General features: G+C 63.7%; 20 protein-coding genes. 8 read left to right on the top strand and 12 right to left on the bottom strand.

What is annotated here, in order from left to right; genetic code table 11:
* Window positions 1–146 precede the first annotated feature (146 nt).
* On the bottom strand, window positions 147–395 hold the full coding sequence (locus ACH0AE_RS17315; protein WP_296219464.1) for a helix-turn-helix domain-containing protein: 249 nt from the start codon (window positions 393–395) through the stop codon (window positions 147–149).
* 75 nt (window positions 396–470) lie between these two features.
* Between ACH0AE_RS17315 and ACH0AE_RS17320 the strand changes: the two genes are divergently transcribed.
* On the top strand, window positions 471–752 hold the full coding sequence (locus ACH0AE_RS17320) for a hypothetical protein (protein ID WP_296219466.1): 282 nt from the start codon (window positions 471–473) through the stop codon (window positions 750–752).
* Window positions 745–1,338 (top strand): hypothetical protein, encoded by a 594-nt coding sequence (locus ACH0AE_RS17325; protein ID WP_296219467.1) that lies wholly within the window; start codon window positions 745–747, stop codon window positions 1,336–1,338. The genes ACH0AE_RS17320 and ACH0AE_RS17325 overlap by 8 nt, the downstream gene beginning before the upstream one ends.
* 460 nt (window positions 1,339–1,798) lie before the next feature.
* Here ACH0AE_RS17325 and ACH0AE_RS17330 read toward each other — a convergent pair whose 3' ends face one another.
* Both ACH0AE_RS17330 and ACH0AE_RS17335 read right to left on the bottom strand, forming a co-directional pair.
* Window positions 1,799–2,065, bottom strand: coding sequence for a hypothetical protein (locus ACH0AE_RS17330; RefSeq protein ID WP_296219468.1), 267 nt, complete (start codon window positions 2,063–2,065; stop codon window positions 1,799–1,801).
* Between the two features lie 2 nt (window positions 2,066–2,067).
* Complete coding sequence (locus tag ACH0AE_RS17335) at window positions 2,068–2,544, bottom strand: helix-turn-helix transcriptional regulator (RefSeq protein ID WP_406876091.1); 477 nt, start codon at window positions 2,542–2,544, stop codon at window positions 2,068–2,070.
* 65 nt (window positions 2,545–2,609) lie between these two features.
* On the opposite strand from ACH0AE_RS17335, the gene ACH0AE_RS17340 reads away from it, so the two are divergent.
* The 3 genes from ACH0AE_RS17340 to ACH0AE_RS17350 all read left to right on the top strand — a co-directional run bounded on the left by ACH0AE_RS17340 (window position 2,610) and on the right by ACH0AE_RS17350 (window position 7,490).
* Window positions 2,610–3,407: a hypothetical protein gene (locus tag ACH0AE_RS17340; protein WP_296219470.1), complete on the top strand. Its 798-nt coding sequence runs from the start codon at window positions 2,610–2,612 to the stop codon at window positions 3,405–3,407.
* A complete protein-coding gene (gene mobF, locus ACH0AE_RS17345) occupies window positions 3,404–6,766 on the top strand; it encodes a MobF family relaxase (RefSeq protein ID WP_296219472.1) in 3,363 nt (1,120 codons plus the stop codon). The genes ACH0AE_RS17340 and mobF overlap by 4 nt, the downstream gene beginning before the upstream one ends.
* A 370-nt stretch (window positions 6,767–7,136) precedes the next feature.
* Complete coding sequence (locus tag ACH0AE_RS17350) at window positions 7,137–7,490, top strand: hypothetical protein (protein ID WP_296219474.1); 354 nt, start codon at window positions 7,137–7,139, stop codon at window positions 7,488–7,490.
* A gap of 259 nt (window positions 7,491–7,749) precedes the next feature.
* On the opposite strand, the gene ACH0AE_RS17355 is transcribed toward ACH0AE_RS17350, so the two are convergent.
* Genes ACH0AE_RS17355 through yhhA form a run of 4 tightly spaced genes read right to left on the bottom strand, consistent with a single transcriptional unit; the run spans window position 7,750 to window position 10,341 of the window.
* Complete coding sequence (locus tag ACH0AE_RS17355; protein ID WP_296219476.1) at window positions 7,750–8,454, bottom strand: aKG-HExxH-type peptide beta-hydroxylase; 705 nt, start codon at window positions 8,452–8,454, stop codon at window positions 7,750–7,752.
* A complete protein-coding gene (gene yhhC, locus ACH0AE_RS17360; protein WP_296219478.1) occupies window positions 8,451–9,032 on the bottom strand; it encodes a cyclophane-containing peptide 2OG-Fe(II) oxygenase YhhC in 582 nt (193 codons plus the stop codon). Before yhhC ends, ACH0AE_RS17355 begins: the two co-directional genes overlap by 4 nt.
* A complete protein-coding gene (yhhB, locus tag ACH0AE_RS17365; protein ID WP_296219480.1) occupies window positions 9,029–10,153 on the bottom strand; it encodes a cyclophane-forming radical SAM/SPASM peptide maturase YhhB in 1,125 nt (374 codons plus the stop codon). The genes yhhC and yhhB overlap by 4 nt, the downstream gene beginning before the upstream one ends.
* Window positions 10,154–10,170: 17 nt before the next feature.
* Complete coding sequence (yhhA, locus tag ACH0AE_RS17370) at window positions 10,171–10,341, bottom strand: YhhA family cyclophane-containing RiPP (protein WP_156487345.1); 171 nt, start codon at window positions 10,339–10,341, stop codon at window positions 10,171–10,173.
* Between the two features lie 382 nt (window positions 10,342–10,723).
* Between yhhA and ACH0AE_RS17375 the strand changes: the two genes are divergently transcribed.
* Entirely contained in the window at window positions 10,724–12,739 is a 2,016-nt protein-coding gene (locus tag ACH0AE_RS17375; protein WP_406876092.1) for an SIR2 family protein, read from the top strand.
* A gap of 766 nt (window positions 12,740–13,505) precedes the next feature.
* Here the strand turns inward: ACH0AE_RS17375 and ACH0AE_RS17380 are convergent.
* From ACH0AE_RS17380 to ACH0AE_RS17395, 4 genes are all read right to left on the bottom strand, one after another.
* Window positions 13,506–14,291, bottom strand: coding sequence for a nucleotidyltransferase family protein (locus ACH0AE_RS17380; protein WP_296219486.1), 786 nt, complete (start codon window positions 14,289–14,291; stop codon window positions 13,506–13,508).
* The gene (locus ACH0AE_RS17385; protein WP_296219488.1) at window positions 14,288–15,193 is read right to left on the bottom strand and encodes a hypothetical protein; all 906 of its coding nucleotides are present in this window, start codon (window positions 15,191–15,193) and stop codon (window positions 14,288–14,290) included. The genes ACH0AE_RS17380 and ACH0AE_RS17385 overlap by 4 nt, the downstream gene beginning before the upstream one ends.
* Window positions 15,190–16,095, bottom strand: coding sequence for a diacylglycerol kinase family protein (locus tag ACH0AE_RS17390; RefSeq protein WP_296219490.1), 906 nt, complete (start codon window positions 16,093–16,095; stop codon window positions 15,190–15,192). The genes ACH0AE_RS17385 and ACH0AE_RS17390 overlap by 4 nt, the downstream gene beginning before the upstream one ends.
* A gap of 293 nt (window positions 16,096–16,388) precedes the next feature.
* Window positions 16,389–17,633 (bottom strand): lipopolysaccharide biosynthesis protein, encoded by a 1,245-nt coding sequence (locus ACH0AE_RS17395; protein WP_406876094.1) that lies wholly within the window; start codon window positions 17,631–17,633, stop codon window positions 16,389–16,391.
* Here ACH0AE_RS17395 and ACH0AE_RS17400 point away from each other — a divergent pair.
* Window positions 17,517–18,884 (top strand): hypothetical protein, encoded by a 1,368-nt coding sequence (locus ACH0AE_RS17400; RefSeq protein ID WP_406876095.1) that lies wholly within the window; start codon window positions 17,517–17,519, stop codon window positions 18,882–18,884. The two genes, ACH0AE_RS17395 and ACH0AE_RS17400, sit on opposite strands and share 117 nt — an antisense overlap.
* Window positions 18,881–20,029, top strand: coding sequence for a hypothetical protein (locus ACH0AE_RS17405; RefSeq protein WP_406876093.1), 1,149 nt, complete (start codon window positions 18,881–18,883; stop codon window positions 20,027–20,029). The genes ACH0AE_RS17400 and ACH0AE_RS17405 overlap by 4 nt, the downstream gene beginning before the upstream one ends.
* Here ACH0AE_RS17405 and ACH0AE_RS17410 read toward each other — a convergent pair.
* Window positions 20,026–20,715, bottom strand: a complete 690-nt coding sequence (locus ACH0AE_RS17410; RefSeq protein ID WP_296222886.1) for an HAD family phosphatase — start codon at window positions 20,713–20,715, stop codon at window positions 20,026–20,028. The genes ACH0AE_RS17405 and ACH0AE_RS17410 overlap by 4 nt on opposite strands.
* Window positions 20,716–21,132 lie beyond the last annotated feature (417 nt).

Below are 21,132 nucleotides of genomic sequence, written 5' to 3' on the forward strand. Positions count from 1 at the left end.
GGATAGCCGCGCCGCCTAAGCGTTCGCTGATTGTTCGCCCTTAGCGTTGTTTAGCGTACCATCCACGCTATGCCCTCTTAATCGGGTGGGAGTTATCGTCGGCAGATGCGCCTCGGCATGCCTCGATGGGCGGTCCTGACCTGTGATTACGAGCAGTTTTGAGAGAGAAGCTCACCGAGCAAAGCCACCGGATCGACCCCGATCGCCAAGGCGACCGCGACATATTCATCCACGCTCAACTGACGCTCGCCGGTTTCGTAGCGCGATACATAGGCCTGCTGCCATCCGAGCCGCTTCGCGAGGTCGACCTGACGAAGCCTGGCGTCCCGCCGTGCCACGGTCAGTGCAGCGACGATGCGAGCATGCAGGTCTGATGGGACAGGAGAGGCGGGCACCCCGGAGCATCTAGACCGGCTTGAGCAATATACGGAAAACGTATATGGTCTAGGCGTCCGATCGGGAGTGCTGACATGAGACTGTTCGAGCGCATCACCACCTGGTTCGAAGACTGGACGTTCCCGGACCGCCTGGGGATCGGCAACGACGGCACGGGCATCAATCCGGCGACCGGATTGTCGACCATCGCGGGAGCGGGGAGCCCCGACGTCGCCGGCAATCCCTACGGTTCTACCCGTTCGCACGATTACGAGTCCGACTGGCAGCGCCACGATCGCTGGGACAGCGGTGCTCATGACCATTTTCAGCATCACGAAAGCTTGTGGGCGAGCAGCCATGATCCTTGGCGTGACTGAACGCGTCCCGGTGGGTGACCGCTTGATCGCACGGTGGGAAGTGAGCCAGCTAAACGTCGTCCCTTATGCGATCAGCGTCATGGCCTTCCTGCCGATGCTGATCGTGACGATCGGTATCGCCAAGGCGATCGGCGCCAGACCGGTCGTCGCCGGACGGGGTATGGTCGTCATCTGGGTAGCCCTGTTCGTAACCGAGATGGCGCGAGGGCTCTGGACGCTGCACCATCGTTACGCCTCGCCGCGCTGGCTGCGCGCGGTTCATGGCGCGGTCGGTGACGACCTCGCCGTTCATGCGCTCGCCGAGTTGAGGCGCCAGCATCGATACGAACCCGATTACGTCCTTTTGAGATCCGACATGACCAGCGCGGTCCAGCAGGAGCGTGCCAGGCGCAAGGACGTGGCCCAACGTGCCAAGGGGATCCGGGTGATGGAGGAACCGGATCCTGCCTCTGGTTTGGAGGCGGAAGCCAGCGATCCTCGGATCGCCGAAGAGCAACGCGCCTGGGCACGCGAGCGTCGTGCCGCCGAGACGATACTGACGGCGGCAGCGCCAGTGACAGGCAATATGTCCTGCCGCTCGCGCTGAACCCGCAGCCGCACCGCCGAGAAGGCGGTCCGGGTAGAATGACAGTTCGCTTGCTGGCCGACAGACACGCCGGCCCGGGTGCCCCGCCGGACGCCGGAATCAATACCGGAGCACCACGGCATCAATACCGCAGCGTCTGGATCGTGCAGGGAAGGAGCACACACCACGCTATGGATAGCGGCCGTGTTCAGAGCATAAAGCCGTGATTTATCATTGCTGTAGCAGGATATCGGCTGTGCTGCGGCTTTCGTGAAAGCTGCTTCGTGACGTGCTACAAGGGTGCTACGGCGCTACGGACGCCGTGATTTATTGGGCTGCGCAGCGACATGAGGATCGCAAGCAAGCGATCCGTGCACCGACCCTGCAGGGGCACGACCCATCTTCCGACAGGCGTCATGGACAAGACCGGGCACGAGCACCGGCCGATCTCGAACCCGGCTGCGTGCTTGCTACCGCGCGGTCAGGACGTGCCGGGTGGCCGCGGCTTGAACCGACGACGATCGAAGAACCAGACGAGCATCGCTGTGCCGGCAATGGCCGCGGCAACCCAGCAAGCGGCCGCGAGGGTAGGGGGATAATCCAGCAGGCTGGCGACCAGACCTGCCAGCAGCAGTGCGACGGCCAGCGTCGCTAGCCGGCGAACGACCGACCAGTTGCGCTGCCGGAACCCGACACGTTTGGTTTCGGCCGTCCACGCCGCCAGTTGGTCCTTCGATGGTCCGCGCATCCTCACTTCCCCACAGACAGGGCGAGCAGTGTGCCGCGCACCTGCTTGCGGTTGGCGGCGCCCGCGTCCGCTCCTCCGTCGTATAGCACGCGCGCAAGCGCCTGACTGCGCTCGTCGGGCAACTCCAGCCCAACGTCCCTGCAGACGGCGTTTACGTCTTCGCGCAGGCGGTCGAGCCGGTCCCAGTCGACCGGGCCGAAATAGCTTCGTGGCACGGTGTCCTCGCCCAGGATCACCCATTCGGGATCGACGTCATAATCGCGCCGGAGCTTCGCCATCAGGCTGACTGGCGGCTCGGCCTGACCCAGTTCCCAGCTGACCAGCGCGCGCTTGGAATAGCCCAGCGTCTTCGCGAACGCTTCCTGTCCCAGAGCGGTCCTGACCCGTACCGCCTTGATCCGCTCGCCGATGGTGGATGCGCCACTCACGTTGCCATGACCTATTGCATTATCCTGCTCATTATGGCGCAATAATGCCACTATGCTATCATGGCACGGGAGCGGTGCCGGCGACCAGCATTTCGCCGGACAGGGGTAGCGAATTCATGAGCGGTCAGGTCAATGTGCGGCTCGGCGACGACGACGATGCGGACCTTACCCGTTGCGCGGCCGAGCGCGGCGTCGAGCGCGCGACCCTGGCCAAATCGTTCGTTCGGGAATGTCTCGATGCGTGGCGGGAGGGGCGGGCCGTATTCGACCGGCCCGAGCAACTGGGGCCCGGTGACGTCGTCGCCTTCGGCGCCAGGCTGGACAAGGCGGTCATGGAGATCGACCGCATCGCCCAAAGCTGGGCGGCGCATGAGAGCGACATGCACAGGCTGGAGCGTGAGGACCAACTGGCGCTGACGCGAGCCCGGACCGAGTTCATCAAGGGACTGCCGGAGCGCATTACCGCCAGCTTCAATCCGATCAGGGCGGAGATGCGGCTGCTTGCCGAGCGGATCGACAAGCAGCCCCGTCTGGATGCCATCGACGAGCGGCAGCGCGACCATACCGAGGCGTTGCGGGAGAACACCGCCGCCATCAGGAGCCTTGAACAGCAGCCCCGGACAAAAGTCAGCTACACAGTCTGGGACAGGGACTGGTCGGGTCGCAAGGTCGGTGCGGCGCTGTCGGTCGTCTGGTTGCTCTGCGTGGGCAGCTACTTCCTTGCGGCGATGATGCTGCCGTCATCGTGGTTCGCCATCCGCTCGGCCAACTATCTGCTGGGCGGCGGGGATCAGGCAGTCTGTGCGCTGGTGAATTACCGACTGGCGACCGACAGTTGCCGGACGCAGTTCGCCGGTCGGCCTGGCAAGGTTGTGGTACGGGCGAGGCCCGGCACGCCGCAGGTCCAACGATGATCTCGGTCGCTGCGGTCGGTTCGGCCTCCGACGCAGCCGCTTATTACGCCCGGGACAATTATTACACCGCCGATCAGGCCGAAGGTGCCAGTGCCTGGGCAGGCGAGGGGGCGGCCGAGCTGGGCCTGTCCGGCCCGGTAGACACCGAGCGGTTCGAACAGGTGCTCGCCGGCGAATTGCCCAACGGCGTTGTGCTCGACGCCAAACGGGGTGAGCACCGGGCGGGCTGGGACGTCACCATGTCCGTGCCCAAGTCGGTGTCGATCGTGGCGCTGGTGGGCGGTGATGCGCGGCTGGTGACGGCGGTGCGGGAGGCGGCCGCGGCGACCCTCGCCTGGACGGAACGCAACATCGCGGAAGGGCGGGTCTGGCACGGTAGGGGACAGACGCCCGAGACGACCGGCCGGTTCGTCGCCGCGACCTTCCTTCACGATGTAAACCGCAGTGGCGAGCCGCAACTGCACGTCCACAACGTCATCGCCAATGCAACCCGCACCGCCGACGGCAAATGGCGGGCGCTGCACGCGGACCAGCTGTACGAGCGCCAGCACGTCATGGACGCGGTGTTCCTGTCCGCGCTGCGCAGCCGGGTCGAGACGCTCGGCTTCGCCACCATCCCCCGGCACGACGGCCGCAACGGCGCTTTCGAGATCGCCGGCGTGTCGCGTGCGGTGGTGGAAGCATTCTCCGGCCGCTCGGCCGAGATCGATGCGTACATCAAGGCGCGCGGATTGGAGAACACCCCGCAGACGCGGGAATATGCGGCGCTGGCGACCCGCGACCCCATATCAACTGATCTCGTGCCGGAGCAGCGCGCGGAAGGGTGGCGGCGGCTGGCCGCGGAGAAGGGGCTGGATCCGGCAGCGTTGGTGAAAGGTGCGCTGGCGGAGGCGGGGCGGGGGCATGATGTGTGGACGCGCACAGTCAGGGGTGTGCGCGGGATAGGCGAGCGCGGTCTTGCTATCGCCGGCCGCATGGGGCTGACCCCGCGCGACGGCGATCCGCTGGTCCCTGAGCGACTGGGACGACTGGAGCCGCGCGCCTATGCTGCGGCGCAGGCGGTCGCGTCAGCGGTGAGGGATCTTGGTGAGCGGGAGGCGGCGTTCGACCGGTTCGAGCTCATCCGCGAGAGTTTGTCGCGCGGCGGGCCGGTGACGGTCGCCGATGTCGAGGCCCGACTGGAGCTGCTGCAGGCGAAAGGCCTGTTGCTCGGCGACGGCGATCGGATGGTGACGACGCAAGGTGCGGTACGGCTGGAGCAGGCGTACCTTGCCACGGTCGAGGCGGGGAAGGGGCAGTCCGCCCCGATCGTTCTGCCGGTTGACGCCGCAATTCGGGCGCAGGAGGCAGCACGCGAGCTGGGGCTGCATCGCCTCAATCCGGGTCAGGAGGCGGCCGCCGTGCTGATGCTGTCCTCGTCCGACCGGGTGGTCAATGTGCAGGGCGGGTCGGGACGCGGCAAGTCGACCGCGATGGCGCCGGTGACGGCAGTAGCGAAGGCGGAGGGCCGGGCGGTGATCGGGCTCGCCATCGCCAGCGTAAAGGCGAGCGAGTTCGGGCGCGACACCGGCGCGGACGTGAGCACGGTCGCCCGCTTCCTGGCGCGTCACGCCCGCGTGATCGACGGCACAGCCCGACCCGAACAGGTCGCGCGCGTGAAGGCGGAGCTGGCCGGTGCGATCGTCATGGTCGAGGAAGCCGGACAGCTCGGTACGCGCGACATGGAGCGGATCGTGCGGCTTGCCAACATGACGGGCGTAGCGCGCGTCGTGCAGACCGGCGACACCCGTCAGCTGACCGCAATCGCGGCGGGCAAGCCGTTTGAGGCGAGCCAGCGCGCCGGCGTCGCCACGGCCCATATCACGGAGAACCTGCGTTCCCGGTCCGATCAGATGAAGGCGGTCACCGCCGCGCTCGACCGCGGCGACGTGTCGGGCACGTTCGAGATACTCAGGACCGCTACGACCGAGGTGCCCGGGAACGCGGTGGCGACGACGGCCGCGGCGCACTGGGCAACACTGCCGCAAGACCAGCGCAACGCTACCCTCCTGCTGACCGCTGGCCGCGCCATGCGCAGCGAGGTCAATCAGGCGGTGCAGGTCGAGCTGAAGGCGAGTGGCGAGATCGCCGCCACAGGCACCTCGTTCACCGTGCTCGACCGGGTCAATGCTACCAGAGAGGGGGCGCGGCTGATGCGCGCCTATCGGCCCGGCCATGTGGTCGAGGTCCGCACCAACCTGCCGAGCCAGGGACTGATGCGCGGTGACCGTGGTGTCGTGACCGGCGTCGACGGCGACCGGGTGCGGCTCGGCATGGCGGACGGGACCGAGAAGCTGTTCCGCCCCGGTCGGTTGGCCAAAAATCTCGACCGCGATGCCGTGTCGATCTTCGCATTGAAGCAGGTCGAGCTGCACGTGGGCGACCGCATCCGCTGGAGCGACAATGATCGAACCCGCGGGCTCGATAACGGTGCGATGGCGCGGGTCGAGGAGGTGAGCCCAGGCAGGCTGGTGGTGTCCTCGCGCATCGACGGCACCGTGCACGAGATCGGGTCGGGCGATCGCATGGCCGAGCGACTGGACCTCGCTTATGCGATCAACGTCCATGTCGCGCAGGGGGTCACTACCGACCACGGGATCGTGGCGATGCGCTCGTCGGAGCGCAAGCTGCTGACCGAGCGCTCGTTCCTGGTCGCGCTGACCCGCGTGGCGGACAAGGTGGCGCTGGTGGTCGACGACGAGCAGAAGGTCGAACGGCACGTTACCCGCAACACCGGCGACAAGACCTCGGCGCTTGATGTGGTCGAGCGTGGCCAGGCAACCGACGCGATCCGGCTGCCGGATGCGGGCTCCCCGCTCGACCGGGTGCTGGAGCGTTACGCCCAGTTGTTCCTGGCGGCCGAGCGGATGCGCGAGGACGGGCGGGAGTTGTCGCCGTCCAAGGTGCGCGAGCTGAACGTAGCCTCGGCCGCGCTCGACCAAATCCGGCCCTATGCCGCCGAGGACCTGCGGATCGTGCTGGACCGTAGCGCCGACCCGGTACGGGGTCTGGAGCAATCTGCTCCGGGAGAGTTGCGGCAGGTCTGGGCGGAGGAGGGGCAGGCGCGCGCCGATCCTCGCGCCTATGCCGACCGGTTCGTGGCCGACTGGCGGTCGGCGTCGGGTGACCGGGGTGCGGGCGAAACGCCGGGGATCGAAGACCGGGCCGAGCGACGCCTGGAGCGGCTCGAGGACCGTATGGCGCGGCAGCCCGCGCTGGAGAAGGCGCTCGACGCCCGCATCCCCGAACGCCAGCTACGGCTCGATGGCCCCGGCATGAATAGCGGCAGCCGTGATCGGGACTACGGTATGGAAATGTGACCTGCGGTAATTCGCAGGCCGCACCGGCAGCATGACAGCTAGCCGCTTCCCCGCATCGAACTGCTCTGGCACGTATCGCCCATGTACGGTTGGGGTCATCGCCGCGTCGCGCTTGCCGACCTGATCGCATTCGCCTGGTCGGCGCCGATGCGCGACCTTGCGACGCGCATGCAGATGTCTGACGTGGGTCTGAAGAAGCTGTTGCGGGCTCATGGCGTGTCGGGGCCGCCGCAGGGGCATTGGAACCGGGTGCACGCGGGGCGGCCCGTCTCCGAACCACCCGCGACACCGGCCCGGAGACCGGGAGAGAAGCCCTATATTCACGTAGACGGCCGCCTCGGGGAAGCTGGAAGGACAGATCGCCGACATCGTGGCCGGCCTGATCGTCGAGGGTGAACGATCCTATCGGACGCACTTGCGTGAGCTTGAGGAGCAAGCGGAGCGCGAGCGGATCGGAGCGGAGCGGCGTCGCCAGGAACGCCTGCGGAAGGCCAATGCCGATCGGGTCCTCGCGCTGGTCGAAAGCGGTCGTCTGCTGGCGGAAGCCGAGAACCTGCGGAGCCTGGTAGCCCGCGTAGGCGAAGCCGTCATGGACGGACGATTGGATCTCTCCGCAGAGCAGCTCGTAGAGTGGCGTCAGTGGGCCAACCAGGAAGCCGACAAGCTGGATCCAGTTCTATCGGGGCAGGTTCAGGCGCACCTGCTCCTGCCAAAATGCGGCTGATATTGTGCCAATGTCGGTGTCACGACCGCTCGGTTTTGACACCGGCAGGCCATTCGACTTTCGGGCGGAGAGCGGCCTAGCTGCTTTCGAGAAGAAGCCAGCGGTCAGCTGCCGTTCGTTCATGTGCCTCGGCCTAGATGATGCTATGGACCAGAATAGGCATGGCCAGATCAAGCTTGTTGATTTTGGGGGCTTCGGATGATCTCCGCCATCTTATGCCCGGTTTCGAATGTTGATCGGGGCAGATGCTGCAACCCGCTCATCGGCACGCTTCAGACCATCGTCGCGCCAATGTGCATCCGAGGGGTGTCAGACCTGACATCAAAACCGACAAATCAATCGAACCGACCTCCTCGGAGATGTCGCGGAGGCGACCGCTGACATGATCGGCTGCCGCGGCGTCGATCCTGCCAGCCATCATGCGGAATGCGGCGTAGAGACAGGAGAAGACGAACAGCCCGTGCAGGACGCCACCGATGGGGCGTGGTTCTTCGCGCCACGGAGAGGCCATCTCGTCGGCTTCGCTCAGAACCAGCGGCCGGTCGTTCTCGAGAAAGGTGAGCGCCAAGTGCATGGCCTCATGGATCACGCCCTCGGCGAAGCGGAGCGCTCCGATTTCGTCGTGGCGGTCAGGCACGGAGACGAGGATGCGGTGGGGCCAGCATGGTTCGCTGTGGCTCACGTCGTAGCCCGGCGACGCTTCGAGCAGATGGATTTCATCCGTAACGCTTCGAACGAGATCGCCGAGGTCACCGCACCGTTCGATTAGTTCTTGGGAGCGCAGGCACATGTCCGCGTCGATCGCGGTGGCAGCAAGGGTCGTGAGCTTCTGACGCGCGACGTGGGATGCTACGTCCAGCGCTGCATCGACGATCCTGTCCCCCAGCCATGTCGATGACGCAGGCGATTGATCGTGGAGGCTCCTGCCTGGCAGGTGCCACGGCACCGCTGCCGGGTCCGTCACGTCCGTTGGGCGTCCCGAAAGGAATACACCAGCGTGTAGCGTTCGCCCGACGCGATCGTGGAGACGGCGTGGAACGACCGCGGACTGATCTCGAAGGCAAAGGATGAATTATGCAATGGCCGCACGATGCGTCGCACGTCGCTGGCCGTCGCGCTGCCGAACAACATAAGCAGACCACCCTGCGCGTCCGACCATCCGCGATTGAGCTGCACCAAGATCCTGTGACTCTCCCCATCTTGGAGGTGGTCGTTGTGAATGCGGATGGTCTGACCTGGGATCAACTTATGGGCCGTCACCTCCGTCAGCATCGGACTTTGCGCGCCGATGGGCAGGAGGAGGCCCGTGCTAAGGTCCGCCACGACTTCATGGGAGACGATGGATCGCACATGCAACGGCAGGGCTGCGGCATCTAGGTGCATCTCCCACTGTTCGTAGAAGCTGGCGATCCTCAGCTTCCAGGGAGCATCGGCCTCGAACCAGTCCAGCAGTGCTCCGCACAGTCCCGATGGAAGCGGCGACGTCGCGGTGGCGTGCGGAAACGGTTCCTGCCGCGCGTTGCAGACGAAGGTCGCGGTCACGCGGCCGCTCGGTTGACATGACCGGACAGGTGGGCGCGCATGCGCGCCACGAGCAGCCTCTGATCCTCACAGAACACGGTCGGATTGTCGTAGCCCCGGCTCGCACTGAAGCGGTGGGTCAGCATCCCTCCTCCGCATACTTTCAGGATCGGGCACGCTTTGCAGATGACCGAGGTCGGCCTCTGGGCGCGATGGTAGTCGAAGAACTCGTCGCTCGCGGCGAACCTTGCGATCGCGCCTTCGCCCGCGAACAGGACAGAAGAGAAGCCATCGCGCGGCGAACTGCTCTTGAGGGTGTCGTTCTTCTTTATCGACCCGTCAGTGTCGATCACAAGAATGCCGTAGTCGGTGAGGCCGACCCCCTCCTTCACTCCACTGCCTCCGAGCAGGAGCTTCATCATGTCGTCGAGCATGCGGATGCGGAACGGGTTTGGATCCGAGACGTATCGGTCAAGTATCCCGCATATCCAGTGTCCATATTCGACCGACCCATAGGTCGCCTTGCCGTAGGGCAGATCGTCGTGGTTGCCGTCACGGTACAGGAAGTCGACGCTGGGCGTTCCGAGATCACGAAACCAGTCGTAGACAACCGAAGGATCGGATGCGGGATCCACGACCGCCAGGACGCCCGAGAACAGGTGGTTGCCCCAGCGATGCGCTTTGAGCCGTTCTATGCCGGCAAGCACCTTGGCATGGGTCGGCTTGCCGGTAAGATCGACCCGGAAGCGGTCGTGGACGTCCGCCGGACCATCGATGCTCACGGAGATCGTCACGCCATGATCCGCGCAGGCATCGAGCATATCGGCATCGAGCAGTACGCCGTTGGTCTGCACGCTGATGCCGCAGGCGTCGCCCAGTTCCGCCCGCAGTTCCGCGAACAGCGCCGTGAGCCTGTCAGTCCCCATGAGCAGCGGCTCGCCGCCATGCAGGACGACCGAGAACGGACGGCCCTGCGAACGCAGAAGATTCCCGAGGTCGGCGCATACCCGGGCCTGGACCTCAGGACTTAGCCGCTTCGGCTGATACCGCCACCCGTCGTCGCCCATGTGATAGACGTAGCAGTAGCCGCAATCCAGGTTGCAGCGGCTCGCGACCTTGATGAGGACCGTATCGATGTGCACCGGCCTGGACGTACCGGTTACCGGTTGTGGCGGTTGAATGTGCGGTTGTAGCTGCGGGGAACGCCCGACTCTTCGACCCGGACTTCTTCGATCAGCCGCGCGATCGCCGGGCTCGTGAACTCGACCTCGAGTGCGTCGTCAGATGGGTAGGTGGTACGGTCGGCGATCGTCCAAGCGGCATCGTCCATGAGAATCTCCCTTGTTGGAGCTTCTACCATAGCCGTTCGTCGCTTCAAACCCAAGCCCGCATCTAGATGATTTATTACTTTGCCGCCCAGAGAGGTTAGCTGAGCACCGTAAGTTGCACCTAATTTCAAATAGGATTAAAAAGGATATTGTGACATAGCGCAGTTCCCGATCTCCCATGGTAGGGACTATTCATGGCGAATGACACTTTATCGTATGATAATGCAAGGTATTCAGAGCGTGCCATAGGTGCTGGGCAGATCGAATACCCGATGGCTCGTCCGGATATCTGGAGTAATCCTGACATCTTCTGATCTGTATCACGTTGTAGACCCGCGCATATCCCCACGTTAGCCTCCATCGGCTGACAGAGTGGAGAAAGCCTTGCCGACCCGACCGCAGACCGGACCCAGACCACGGGAGATCAGCGAACTCGTCCAGGATCTTCAAAGGGCCCGTGGACACCCTCGAAGAGCCGACGATGGTGGAAGCGGCGGTGATGTCGAACGACACAGGGGGCGCGCCGTCTTTCTGATCGGTGCCGGTTGCTCGGCCAGCGCCGGCATTCCGCTGGCGGCTGGCGTGGCGGAGCAGGCAATCGTTCGCATCGCCGACGACTACGGCATTGAACGCGACGGACGTGGGGGCCATGAAGCACTTGTCGCGCTGATAGCCGCCAATCGGGTGCCCGAGCGATACGGACCTGTTGATGGCGTGGTGCCGTGGGGTAGGCTCTACAGCTACATCTTCACCGAACACATGAAGCACCCGAACGAGCAGCGCGAACTCATCAGCCGGCTCGTCGAGGACAAGGAATACACGCTCAACTGGGCGCACGCCTGCCTCGGTGCCCTAGTGGAGAAACGCTTTGTCCATACGATCCTAACCACCAACTTCGATCAGCTTGCCCTGCAGGGCGTAATACGCACCGGCATTGTGCCGGTGGTCGCGGACGGCTTGGAATCGCTAAACCGCATCTCGCCCACGCCGTCGCGGCCGCAGGTCGTGCATCTGCACGGATCGATGCACACCTACGAATTGAGGAACAGCTACGCGGCTCTTCGGGAGACAGAGGACGACCGGGGTCTGCAGGTCATGATGATGAGCCTGCTGAAAGAGGCCAGCGTCCTCGTGATCGTGGGCTACGCCGGCGGGGAGGAGGGCGTCATGACCCTACTGCAGTATGCCGCAAAAGCGTTGCCCCGCATGGTCGTCTACTGGATCGCCTATGAGGACGACCTCGATCTGCTGTCCGAGCGGGCCAAGGCGCTGCTCACCACCGGCGAGAACAAGTTTTTTATCCTTGGCCAGAAGGCGGACGACTTCTTCAACCAGGTGGTGGGCGAAGCCGGTATCGGTGCACCGGATTGGCTCAGCGATCCCCTTGGGGTTCTGGAGCGTCAGGCGGACATCAGCATCGATGCGAGTGCGGGTCCGGACGTGAGAAGGCTGCAGGAGGCCTACAAGGCGCGGGTCGCGCATGCTGTGCAAAACGGTAGACTCGATAGAACCTCAACGGACGACGCGACGGAATTTCGATCCGCGTTGCAGTTTCGAAAGGCAGCAGAGGCCATCGAGGCCCACGACGATTTCTTGGCGGACGACGATCTTCTCGCGATACACGCTGACAGTCTCTTCAATCATTACAAGCGCAAACGCTCTGATCACGAGGCGTTGGCGACGGCGATTAACGAACTACGTGTCCTAGTCGAGCGAACCGGGGTCGAGCGAACCGCTGACGTCATCACGTACATCGAGGCGCTGCGGGAGCAGTCCGATGCACTCGGCGAAGACGCGACCGAACTTGCCGAGGTGTTCTCGTTGATTGAAGGCCTAGCGACCCGGGTGAGGGATGGGTTGGCCGCCCATGCTCAGCAGCGCGAATGGTCGCAGATGACCTTCTATCTCGCTGAAGCCGTTCAATCTCAGGCTGAGCAGGAGCGCCGAGGCGACGACGATGCTGTCGGTGAGACGAAGAAAAAGCGGAAGGCGCGCTTGGAGGAGGCGCGGCAGTTCTACGCCGCTGCGCTTCCCGGTCTTTCATCCAAGGACGCAAACAAGGCCAAGGAATGTAAGGAGGGCCTCGCTGGCGCACTTATCGCCTTGGCTGAGTATGAGGGGGAAGGTGTTCAGGCCGCGAGCCGATTGAGAGAGGCTCAAACACTCTTCCGTGAGGTGGTCCAGTGGACCGGGATGAACACGCCCGGCGAACAGCACGCTGGTGCGCTTGAGAACTTGGCAGAGGCGATACGGTCGATGCGGGCGAAGTTTAATGACGAGGCGCACGGGTCCCGTATCGAAGAGGCGCAGTTATTTGAAACCGCGCTGAGCATCTACGAGGCGCTCGATGACGAAGACAGCGCTGGACGGATCCGCAACCGGTTGCATTGCGAAGCGTGATTTGACTGACAGTGCTTCGATGAGGGCGTTTGAGGACAATTTCGGGCGCGGGGCTCTGCAACTGGTGCGGCCTTACCGGTCCCATGGCCAGGATCTCCGTAATACCTCGAGCAGCCTGAACCTGAGCATGAATGAACGTCTAAAGTTTGGAGGCTCGAGAGCGGTGCTCAGCGTCCGGGTATGGGTCTGGTGTCAGAACCGGACGAGACTGTTGAAAAACGGCTGCTTGCGAGGGCGATGAAGGCGTGATTCACTGCGGCATAGCGGCGGAGGGTCATGGATATGACACCGGCCTGATCGTCGAGAAGGACAGAACCGGCATCTAGCGATCGACATCATGCGGGGCGGGATGCCAACACCAAACCCAAGCAGGTTTCGCGCGGAGTTCACATAGGCATGTCCATCACCGGTCCTTATCACGCATCCGGCGAGCGCCTTGGATGGCGGCTATGGGGCGCATAGCTGTCGTCGTCGCCCTCCTGACTCGCTACATGAGGAGCGTCCAGTTCTCATCTTCATCATCGTGGGTGCGCCATTTCCGTTCAGCTTTGGGCACGCGACCACGGCGCGTTCGAGCATGGCGTTGCTGCCGGTGATGCGGACCTCTCGGGCACCGACCTCGACTTGGTCGACGAGCAAGTGGACGTATTCGCGGCGGACCTTCGGATCGGAGCCGCGCAGCTTTCGGTCGAGCAGGTCGCCGAACTCGGCTCTGATCGGAAGCATGCCTGACGGTTGCTCACCGACACGCTGCAACTTTGTTGCGTCAGGCGTTCACGTTGTTCAACCGGGCAGTGCCATCATCAGCCCGCCCGAGAAAAGCCCGGACAAAATTCAGGTCTGAGGGCTTGTCTACATCCACCGCGGCGAGCCCATCCGCGCATTCGACCACCGTTGCCGAGACACCCGCGCGCTGCCCCAGCGCCGTGATCGCCTCCACCAGCGTCAGCCGCCTTGTGAGATAACGTAGCAGCAAGCGGACCCCGAGGCGCCTGACGATCCGCCACGGCTGCTTGCGGTCACGCTCCACCGCCTGCCAAAGCCGAACTGCAGTGATTGCGCGTGGCGTCGCCAGCAGGAAGAGGTTGCAACCGGACCAATCACCATCGGCGAAACGCAGATAGGTACGCCGCGATCCTGGCGCTGCCACTTCGATCGCTTCACGTCGGGCGAGCAGGACCGCAACGTCCGCCCCATCAGGCACCCGGGCCACGAAGTCCCGTATCCATTCAGAATTGAGAAGCGCATGGTCGCCCGTGGTGACAATCAGGGGGACGCCAAGTTCTTCCAATGCGTTCGCAGTGCTGGCGCTCGGTCCAGCGGCCGCCGGAAAGGGCATTGCTCCATGCCGCTCTGCCTCCGCCAGTACCGCCGGACTATTCGCGGCCACTGACACATGCCCGACGCCAGCCGCGCGAAGCGCCATGATGACACGCTCCAGCATCGTTTCCTCGCCAAACGCGATCAATGCCTTGTCGGAAACGCCGGCGTGGACCGCCACGGGATCGGTGCCGTCGCGGGACCCCGCTAGCACGAGGCTTGACGGAATCATCGTGCCACCGAATGCCGCCACAATTGCCACAGGACGCCGGGGGCGGCCATTATTGGATGGCGCTCCCGAAACGGCGTTAACGGCACGTGGAGCCCAGTGTGTCGTTCGATCTTCCAGACCGCGTATCGGGTTGCGCCGTCGAAGGTGAAGGCTGCCTTCAGCAAGCGCGCGACGTTAAGCCACTTGCCCGCAGCTTGCGACTGCAGCCAGGCAGCAGCAAGTGCATTGATCTGGTCTCCGCTCATCCTTGGGGCGAGTTCGCCCATCCCTGTAGTGAATTGTATGCCGCCGCGCCGCCACGCCAGCGGCAAAAGCTCATCGTAGCGCGCACGATCGTGGCCGATAATCTGATCCTCACGCCCCGGCGCTTCCACGCGCAATTCGGCGGCGTAGGTAGCGCGGAACAGGGCACGCCAGTACGATGACGGCCCGCCCTTCTCCGGTCCATGAAGCGCCGCAAAGCCAGCAGCAGTCGACGTCGCGCTCGCAACAGCGTCAATGACCTTTTGTCTGGAACCGAAGTCCTTGACCCACACGAGAGCCGCGGGCTGGACGAAGCGCGCCCATATTGTGGTGTCGATTGTCCGCCCGCTCGCCGCGTTCTCGAAGGCGTCGATCGGCATTGACGCCACCTTGGCGCGGATCAGCTTCCCGCCGATGTTGATCTCGTGATAGCTGACGTCTGGCCACAACAGTCGGCCCATGACCCCGCTGTGCGTATTAGGGTCGCGAAGTACGTAGAAATCGAGCAATCCATCAAGGTCGCCCGTTCGGAGCACCGATCCGTAGAACAGCGCTGCCACGCCGCCCAGCCGGCAAGCGATCATACCTCCGGCACGGACCACCTCCGGTGGTACTTCATGGTCCATCTCGGCAGATATGAAGCTACGAAGCGCGTTCATGGCGTCACAAACCGGATCGGTGTTCCTGTGCGCAACTCGATCGTCCCGCCCGGAAATTGCTCGCCGTCGAGAATATAGCCCTGCTGCAGCGTCAGTCTAACTGGGGGTATGTTATGGCCATGGTGATAACCCAGCCGCTCGAGCCAGCCGCCTTCATGCCCCATCACCACGGCACAGGCCGAAAACGGTAGCAAGCGCGGCGGCGCGTCAACGGCGAGCACGTCAAACCCTGCTCGTGCCTTACCCAACGGCTTGATGCCCAAAGGCAAGCGGCTAAGTGTTGAACCAAGCAGCAGATAGAAGTCGCGAACGCTCGTCTCGCCTGTGGCGTGGTTGAAGATCTCAACCCTGTCACCCAACCGCCAGCGGTTATGGGAACCGCCAAGACACGTCTGAGCCACCGCTCCGATCAGCGATAAGCCAACGGCAAGTCCGTCAATGGCCCCGAAGCGGTGCGTGCGTTGCGCAAATTCAGTCGCCATCACGAAGCCGCCCGCTCCGAAGATAAAGCCGCGCAGGGGCGCCTCGCCATCGCGAGAAACCTCGATGGGGCGCCGCATCTGCACCTGGCCGATGGTATAGGCGGCGATCGCACTCTCCACGCTCCAGCCGAGCGGCACGCCGAGGTCCAGCGCCAGCGCATTGGTCTTTCCGGATGGCAGCAGCGCCAGCAGAGGGAGGCTCTCGCCGAAGATCGGGGCGGCAGCGCTGATCACGTCGCGCACCGTCCCGTCGCCGCCATCGATGATCAGCAGATCAAGATTATGCGTCGCAAATGACCGCAGAGCCTGGGTCAGTCCCTCGTTGGTCGTTGGTGCGGCTGCGAGCACGCCCGGGCCGATCTTCTGTTTCAGGTTCACCTTCCAGTTGCGCCGGCTGCGAGGATTGGAGATGATCCCCACCCGCACTCCACTGCTTGCGAAGGAGAACGACGCATCTGGCAGTGCGGCAAGCCCCGTGGCAGACGACCAACCCATCACCTCTGCGCGCGCATTGGCCCTGCGATCTAGCGAAATACCCGGGGGAGAGAACATTTTCATCGAAAGCTAAACGCCTAAAAATCGAAGTGTAACAACCGGTTGATACGACCGACGAACACCTCCATAGAGCCAAAAGATGGCATGATTGTAGCGATCCCTACGATTGCGAGAACGCTATGTCTTAACCGATAAACCCTCGCTTGAATGGCAATCGCCTAGCTGAACCCAGTAGCCTCGGCCTGACGGCGCCCCTGCCCCCGCGCCACCGCCCGCGCGCTGAGAACAAACGCCAGCAGCGCCACACCCGAGGCAATCAGCGACGCCGCGCCAGCGCCCAGAATGCCAAGCGACGGCATGAGGAGGCCTACCGCCGCGAACAGGATCAATGTTGCCGCGATTCGTATGCGAAGAGCTCGTGCTGCGTGTCCGGTACCTAGGAGTACCGGCTCAAACCCCACCGCCATGATGTCCAACCCCGCCGCAAGCCCGAGCAGCACCAGCACCCAATAGGCGTCCAGATACGCCTCACCCGCGATCAGGCGCAGGGCTGGCTGGCCGAGCAGCGGCACCAGCACGCATGTCGCAAGTCCCACGCCCACCGCTAATCTTGAGGATTGCCGGATCAAGGTCCTCAGCTCTTTGGCGCGCGGGCTGGCGTGAACGCGGGTCATTTCGGGGAAGACCCCGCGCGCGAACAAGTCCGCGAGGCGCACCAATGACTGGCTTAGCTGATAGGCGAGCCGGTAATTGCCCGCCGCCGCCGCGCCGGTAAGTAGGCCGACCAGCACCACCACAAACTGCCGGCTGGCGGCATTCAGCGTTGCATTCATGTTAGTGGCAAACGCAAATTGCCACAGCCCGGGCGTCTCCGTTGCGGCCGCCCGCGTGCCGCGCCAGTGTCGCAATGTCCCGGGCGCCACCCGCAGGGCGGCGATCCAGTAAACCGCGGCCGTCAGCAGCTCGGCCACCGCCCACGCGATCAGAAAGCCGGTGATCGTCGCTTCGTGCAACACCGCAATCACCGCACCGATGAAGCGCACGATCGAGGTTACCGAATCGGCCGCAGCGCCCACCGCAAAGCGATCATGCAAGCGAAGAATGCCGACCGCGGTCGACCGTACTGACAGGAGCAACACTGCCGAAAAGGCAAACGCCTGACGCGTCAGTTCCTCCGACCAGCCAAAACTCGCTCTCATCAGCGGCAGTACTGCGCCCACGATCGCCACACCGACAATCGCGCCTGCAATGTCGAGCGCCAGGCAGAAGCGGATCAGCCGCGCCAATGCATTTTGCTGCCCGGCCAAGCGATGCGCCATGCCGAAACGGACCACGATCTGCCACGTTTGGAAGCCGACAAACGCGGCCACCGCCTGAGCCGTACTCAGAATGAGCGTGAACAGCCCGAATTTGACCACCCCGAGAGAGCGGGTGGCGAGCGCCAGGTAGACGATGCTCAGCACCGCTGCGACGCCCTTTCCCGTCAGCAGCCAGCCGACATTACGCAACGCGCGGCGAAAGGGGGTGATTGCGTCGATGGGGAGCGTCAATGGCTGTGTTCCAGGCACGGCCGCGCTATGGGCCGACAGATGCGGATTGCCTTCCTCTATATCGCAGAAGCTTATCAGTGCTACCACGGTGCGGCGATCGCAATGGAGCTGGCACGCCACTCTGGGGTGACCGTCGTCAACTACTATAACGATCCAGCAACCCCTCATCACCTGTCGCGGATCACCGCGGCTTGGGGCGGGCCAGCCATCGAAACCCGCGCGTTGCGCAAATCGCCGCTGACGCGCGCGCTGCAGCGGATGCAGCGGCTCGGCATGTTCAAGGACATGGTAATGCGCGACAACGCCGCTGAGCTTAACGGCTACGACGCGATATTTGCGGTGGAGAACACCGTCGCCTCACTCCGCCGGCTGGGTGTCACGCACCCGCGCCTGATCTACAGTCCGCACGGTTTCGGTGATCGCGCGCGCGGTTTCGTCCCGCGCATCGCCGCGTTTGATCTCGTGCTTCTCGCCGGGCCCAAGACGGCTGCCCGTATGCTCGAAGCAGGTCTGGTCCGCGAGGGCGGTTATGCGCTCACCGGCTCGGTGAAGCTGGAGACGGCCGATCGCATCGATCGCACCTCTACGCTCCCATTTAATGCCCCGCGACGAACCGTCCTCTACAATGCCCACAAAGAACCAAAGCTGACCTCGTGGCAGCGCTTCATCGAGCCGATGCTCGCTGGCTTCGCCGCCGACCGATCGATGAACCTCATTGTCGCCCCGCACATCAAGATGTTCCGTCGCCGGGATGAAGGTCTGCGCGACCAGTGGCGCGACCGGAGCACCGACAACGTTCTGGTCGATCCCGGGTCTGACCGCTCGGTCGACATGAGTTACGCGGCCGCTGCAGACATCTATGTCGGCGATGTCAGCAGCCAGGTGTATGAATTTTTGGCGACTCCGCGCCCCTGCGTGTTCCTCAACGCACACCGGATCGATTGGCAGGATGACCCGAGTTTCGCGCACTGGCACCTGGGCGATGTCGTCGATGACCCGGCGGAATTCATGGCCGCGATCCGCGCTGCCTCCGCCCGCCACACGCTCTATCGCGATCGGCAACAGGCAATGGCGCAGGCGAGCCTGGGTGATACCAGCCCCGGCGCTGCAGCCCGAGCCGCAGACGCTGTGATGTCCTTCCTCCGGTCCCGGTCCGCGGCATGAAGGTCGGCTTCCTTTTCAACCACGATGCGCTCCACCAGATTCGCCATACTGCCCCGGTGGTTGCGGAGATTGCACGCTTCCCCGGTGTTGAAGCTGTCGTGCTCACGTCCTCATCTGCACAGGAGCAGCGGGTCCGTGCCCTGCTGGGTTCAGTAGTCGCCAACGTCAGCTTCCTATCGCTGCGGGTCGGCCCGCTAGCCGCAGCGCTTGATCGCGCGTTGAAATTTGTCGCACCCTTCCGTCGGCTCGCAACCCTGCGCGAGAACCTCCCGATCTTCGCCGCACTGGACGTGCTTGTAGTGCCCGAGACCACCTCACTCCTGCTGCGTGATCGTTTCGGGTTGGTCGGCCCGAAATTCGTTTGGATTCCGCACGGCGCCGGCGATCGTTCGGTCGGCTTCCGGCCCGTGGTGCGCGGCTTTGATCTCGTTCTCCTATCCGGCCTCAAGGTACAGGAACGAATGCTTGCCGCCGGTCTGATAACCGCTGAAAACCACGCAATCGTCGGCTATCCGAAATTCGATACAATCGCTCCCAGCCTGCCCGCGCGACTATTCCAGGACGACCGACCAACAGTTCTTTACAACCCGCACTTCGACCCGAAGCTCTCCTCTTGGTACACGATGGGTGAGGGAGTGCTTGCCTTGTTCGCCGCCCAGTCACGTTTTAATCTGATCGTCGCACCGCACGTGATGCTCGCCAAGCGCCGCATTCACGCATCCGTGGAGCATCGCGTCGTCCGCTGGCGCCGCGACTTCGCAGGGCGATATGCCGGTTTGCCACATATCCATATCGACATGGGCAGTGAGGCTTCAGTAGATATGACCTATACGCGTGCCGCTGACATCTATCTCGGGGACGCCAGCAGCCAAGTCTATGAATGGATACATCGACCGCGCCCGGTGATCCACCTAAACGCCGGCCGCTTCGTGTGGGATAATGATCTCGCCTTTGCGCATTGGAGCCTGGGCGATGTGGTCGCCGATCTCGCCGATCTACCGGCAGCGCTGGATCGCGCCGTCGCGACCCCCGCTCGCTATCGCGGCGTACAGGAAGCCGCCTTTGCCGCGACCTTCTCGGTCACCGATCAACCCGCCTCGCGCCGCGCCGCCACTTCGATCATGCGGCGGTTTGCCAAGGCCTAGCGTCGCCAATCCACGATCTGCCACCCCCGTTCGGTCGCCAGCCGGCGGAGCGGTGCATGGGGATTTACCGCGACAGGTTCGTCCACCCACTCGAAAGTCGGTTGGTCGCTGGCATGGTCCGAATAGAACCTGATGTGCGTGGTCTGCCGGTCCAACCCGGTTTGCGAGAACCATCTGGAGATCATCGCATGCTTGGCGACGCCGTAACAATTCAGTCCATCCAGCCGCGAAAGAATTTGCCCGTCGGGCCCACGCTGCGCCAGCGTGGCAAGCAGGTCAGCCACTCCCAGTCGCCGGGCGATCGGCTCGGCATAGAAGCGGTGCGCTGCCGTGGCGATCACGATCCGCCGCCCCTCTGCTCGATCCACCGCGATCTGAGCCAATGCGCCATCACGCAGATGATGGCCCACAATCCAGTCAGCAAATGCGTCGGACACGGCAGCCAGCCGCTTGGCCGGCACAGCGCGGCCCAGCAACATCGAATGCATCAATTCCTTCAGCTGATCCCGATCGATTGCGCCCAGCGCCCGCGCCAAAGCGCCCAGCGAAACCGTTGGGAGCAACAGCAGCCGCGCTGGGCCCAGGCGCCAACCTGCGAACAGCAGATACGGCGTCCAAGTGGGCAGGCTCGTGATCGTGCGATCGAGATCGTAGATAGCAATTCGGGTGTGTTTACTGTCTGTCATCGCCCAATTCTAAACTGCTAGCATGCGTTCCTGACTTGTTTCATCCCGATGACGAGTTGAACGTTGCTGACGTGCGGCAAAGGTATGTGCCCACGGGTCGCCGGACTAGCTCGGATAGGAGCTACCGATTAGCGAAGCGCCTTATATCGGTCGTTAGTCCTGGCCTTCGCAACCCCGATAGCCTCCGTTCGGTAGCGGGCGTCCTCATGCCTGCATGGAATGGAAAGCGCACAGGCGGCTCTTGGATGGGTAGATGCCCTAGGTGTTTGATCCCACGGTTTGATGTGCGATCCTTTCGTTGGAATGGAAGGAAGCCGCATGGGACAGGTACGTCATGGGTGCGCCACGACCACGCACGCTGTCCGAGCAGCAATACAGCGATCGCAAGCTTCGCTCGCGACGCTGAGCCGTGAGCTG

The organism is Sphingomonas sp. 179-A 2A2 NHS (genome assembly GCF_045371305.1).
GTDB lineage: Bacteria > Pseudomonadota > Alphaproteobacteria > Sphingomonadales > Sphingomonadaceae > Sphingomonas.

Bases quoted from the DNA above. Each gene is read 5' to 3' on its own strand.
- ACH0AE_RS17320 (WP_296219466.1), top strand. From the start codon at position 471: ATGAGACTGTTCGAGCGCATCACCACCTGGTTCGAAGACTGGACGTTC.
- ACH0AE_RS17330 (WP_296219468.1), bottom strand. From the start codon at position 2,065: ATGCGCGGACCATCGAAGGACCAACTGGCGGCGTGGACGGCCGAAACC.
- ACH0AE_RS17340 (WP_296219470.1), top strand. From the start codon at position 2,610: ATGAGCGGTCAGGTCAATGTGCGGCTCGGCGACGACGACGATGCGGAC.
- mobF (WP_296219472.1), top strand. From the start codon at position 3,404: ATGATCTCGGTCGCTGCGGTCGGTTCGGCCTCCGACGCAGCCGCTTAT.
- yhhA (WP_156487345.1), bottom strand. From the start codon at position 10,341: ATGGACGATGCCGCTTGGACGATCGCCGACCGTACCACCTACCCATCT.
- ACH0AE_RS17380 (WP_296219486.1), bottom strand. From the start codon at position 14,291: ATGATTCCGTCAAGCCTCGTGCTAGCGGGGTCCCGCGACGGCACCGAT.
- ACH0AE_RS17385 (WP_296219488.1), bottom strand. From the start codon at position 15,193: ATGAACGCGCTTCGTAGCTTCATATCTGCCGAGATGGACCATGAAGTA.
- ACH0AE_RS17405 (WP_406876093.1), top strand. From the start codon at position 18,881: ATGAAGGTCGGCTTCCTTTTCAACCACGATGCGCTCCACCAGATTCGC.
- ACH0AE_RS17410 (WP_296222886.1), bottom strand. From the start codon at position 20,715: ATGACAGACAGTAAACACACCCGAATTGCTATCTACGATCTCGATCGC.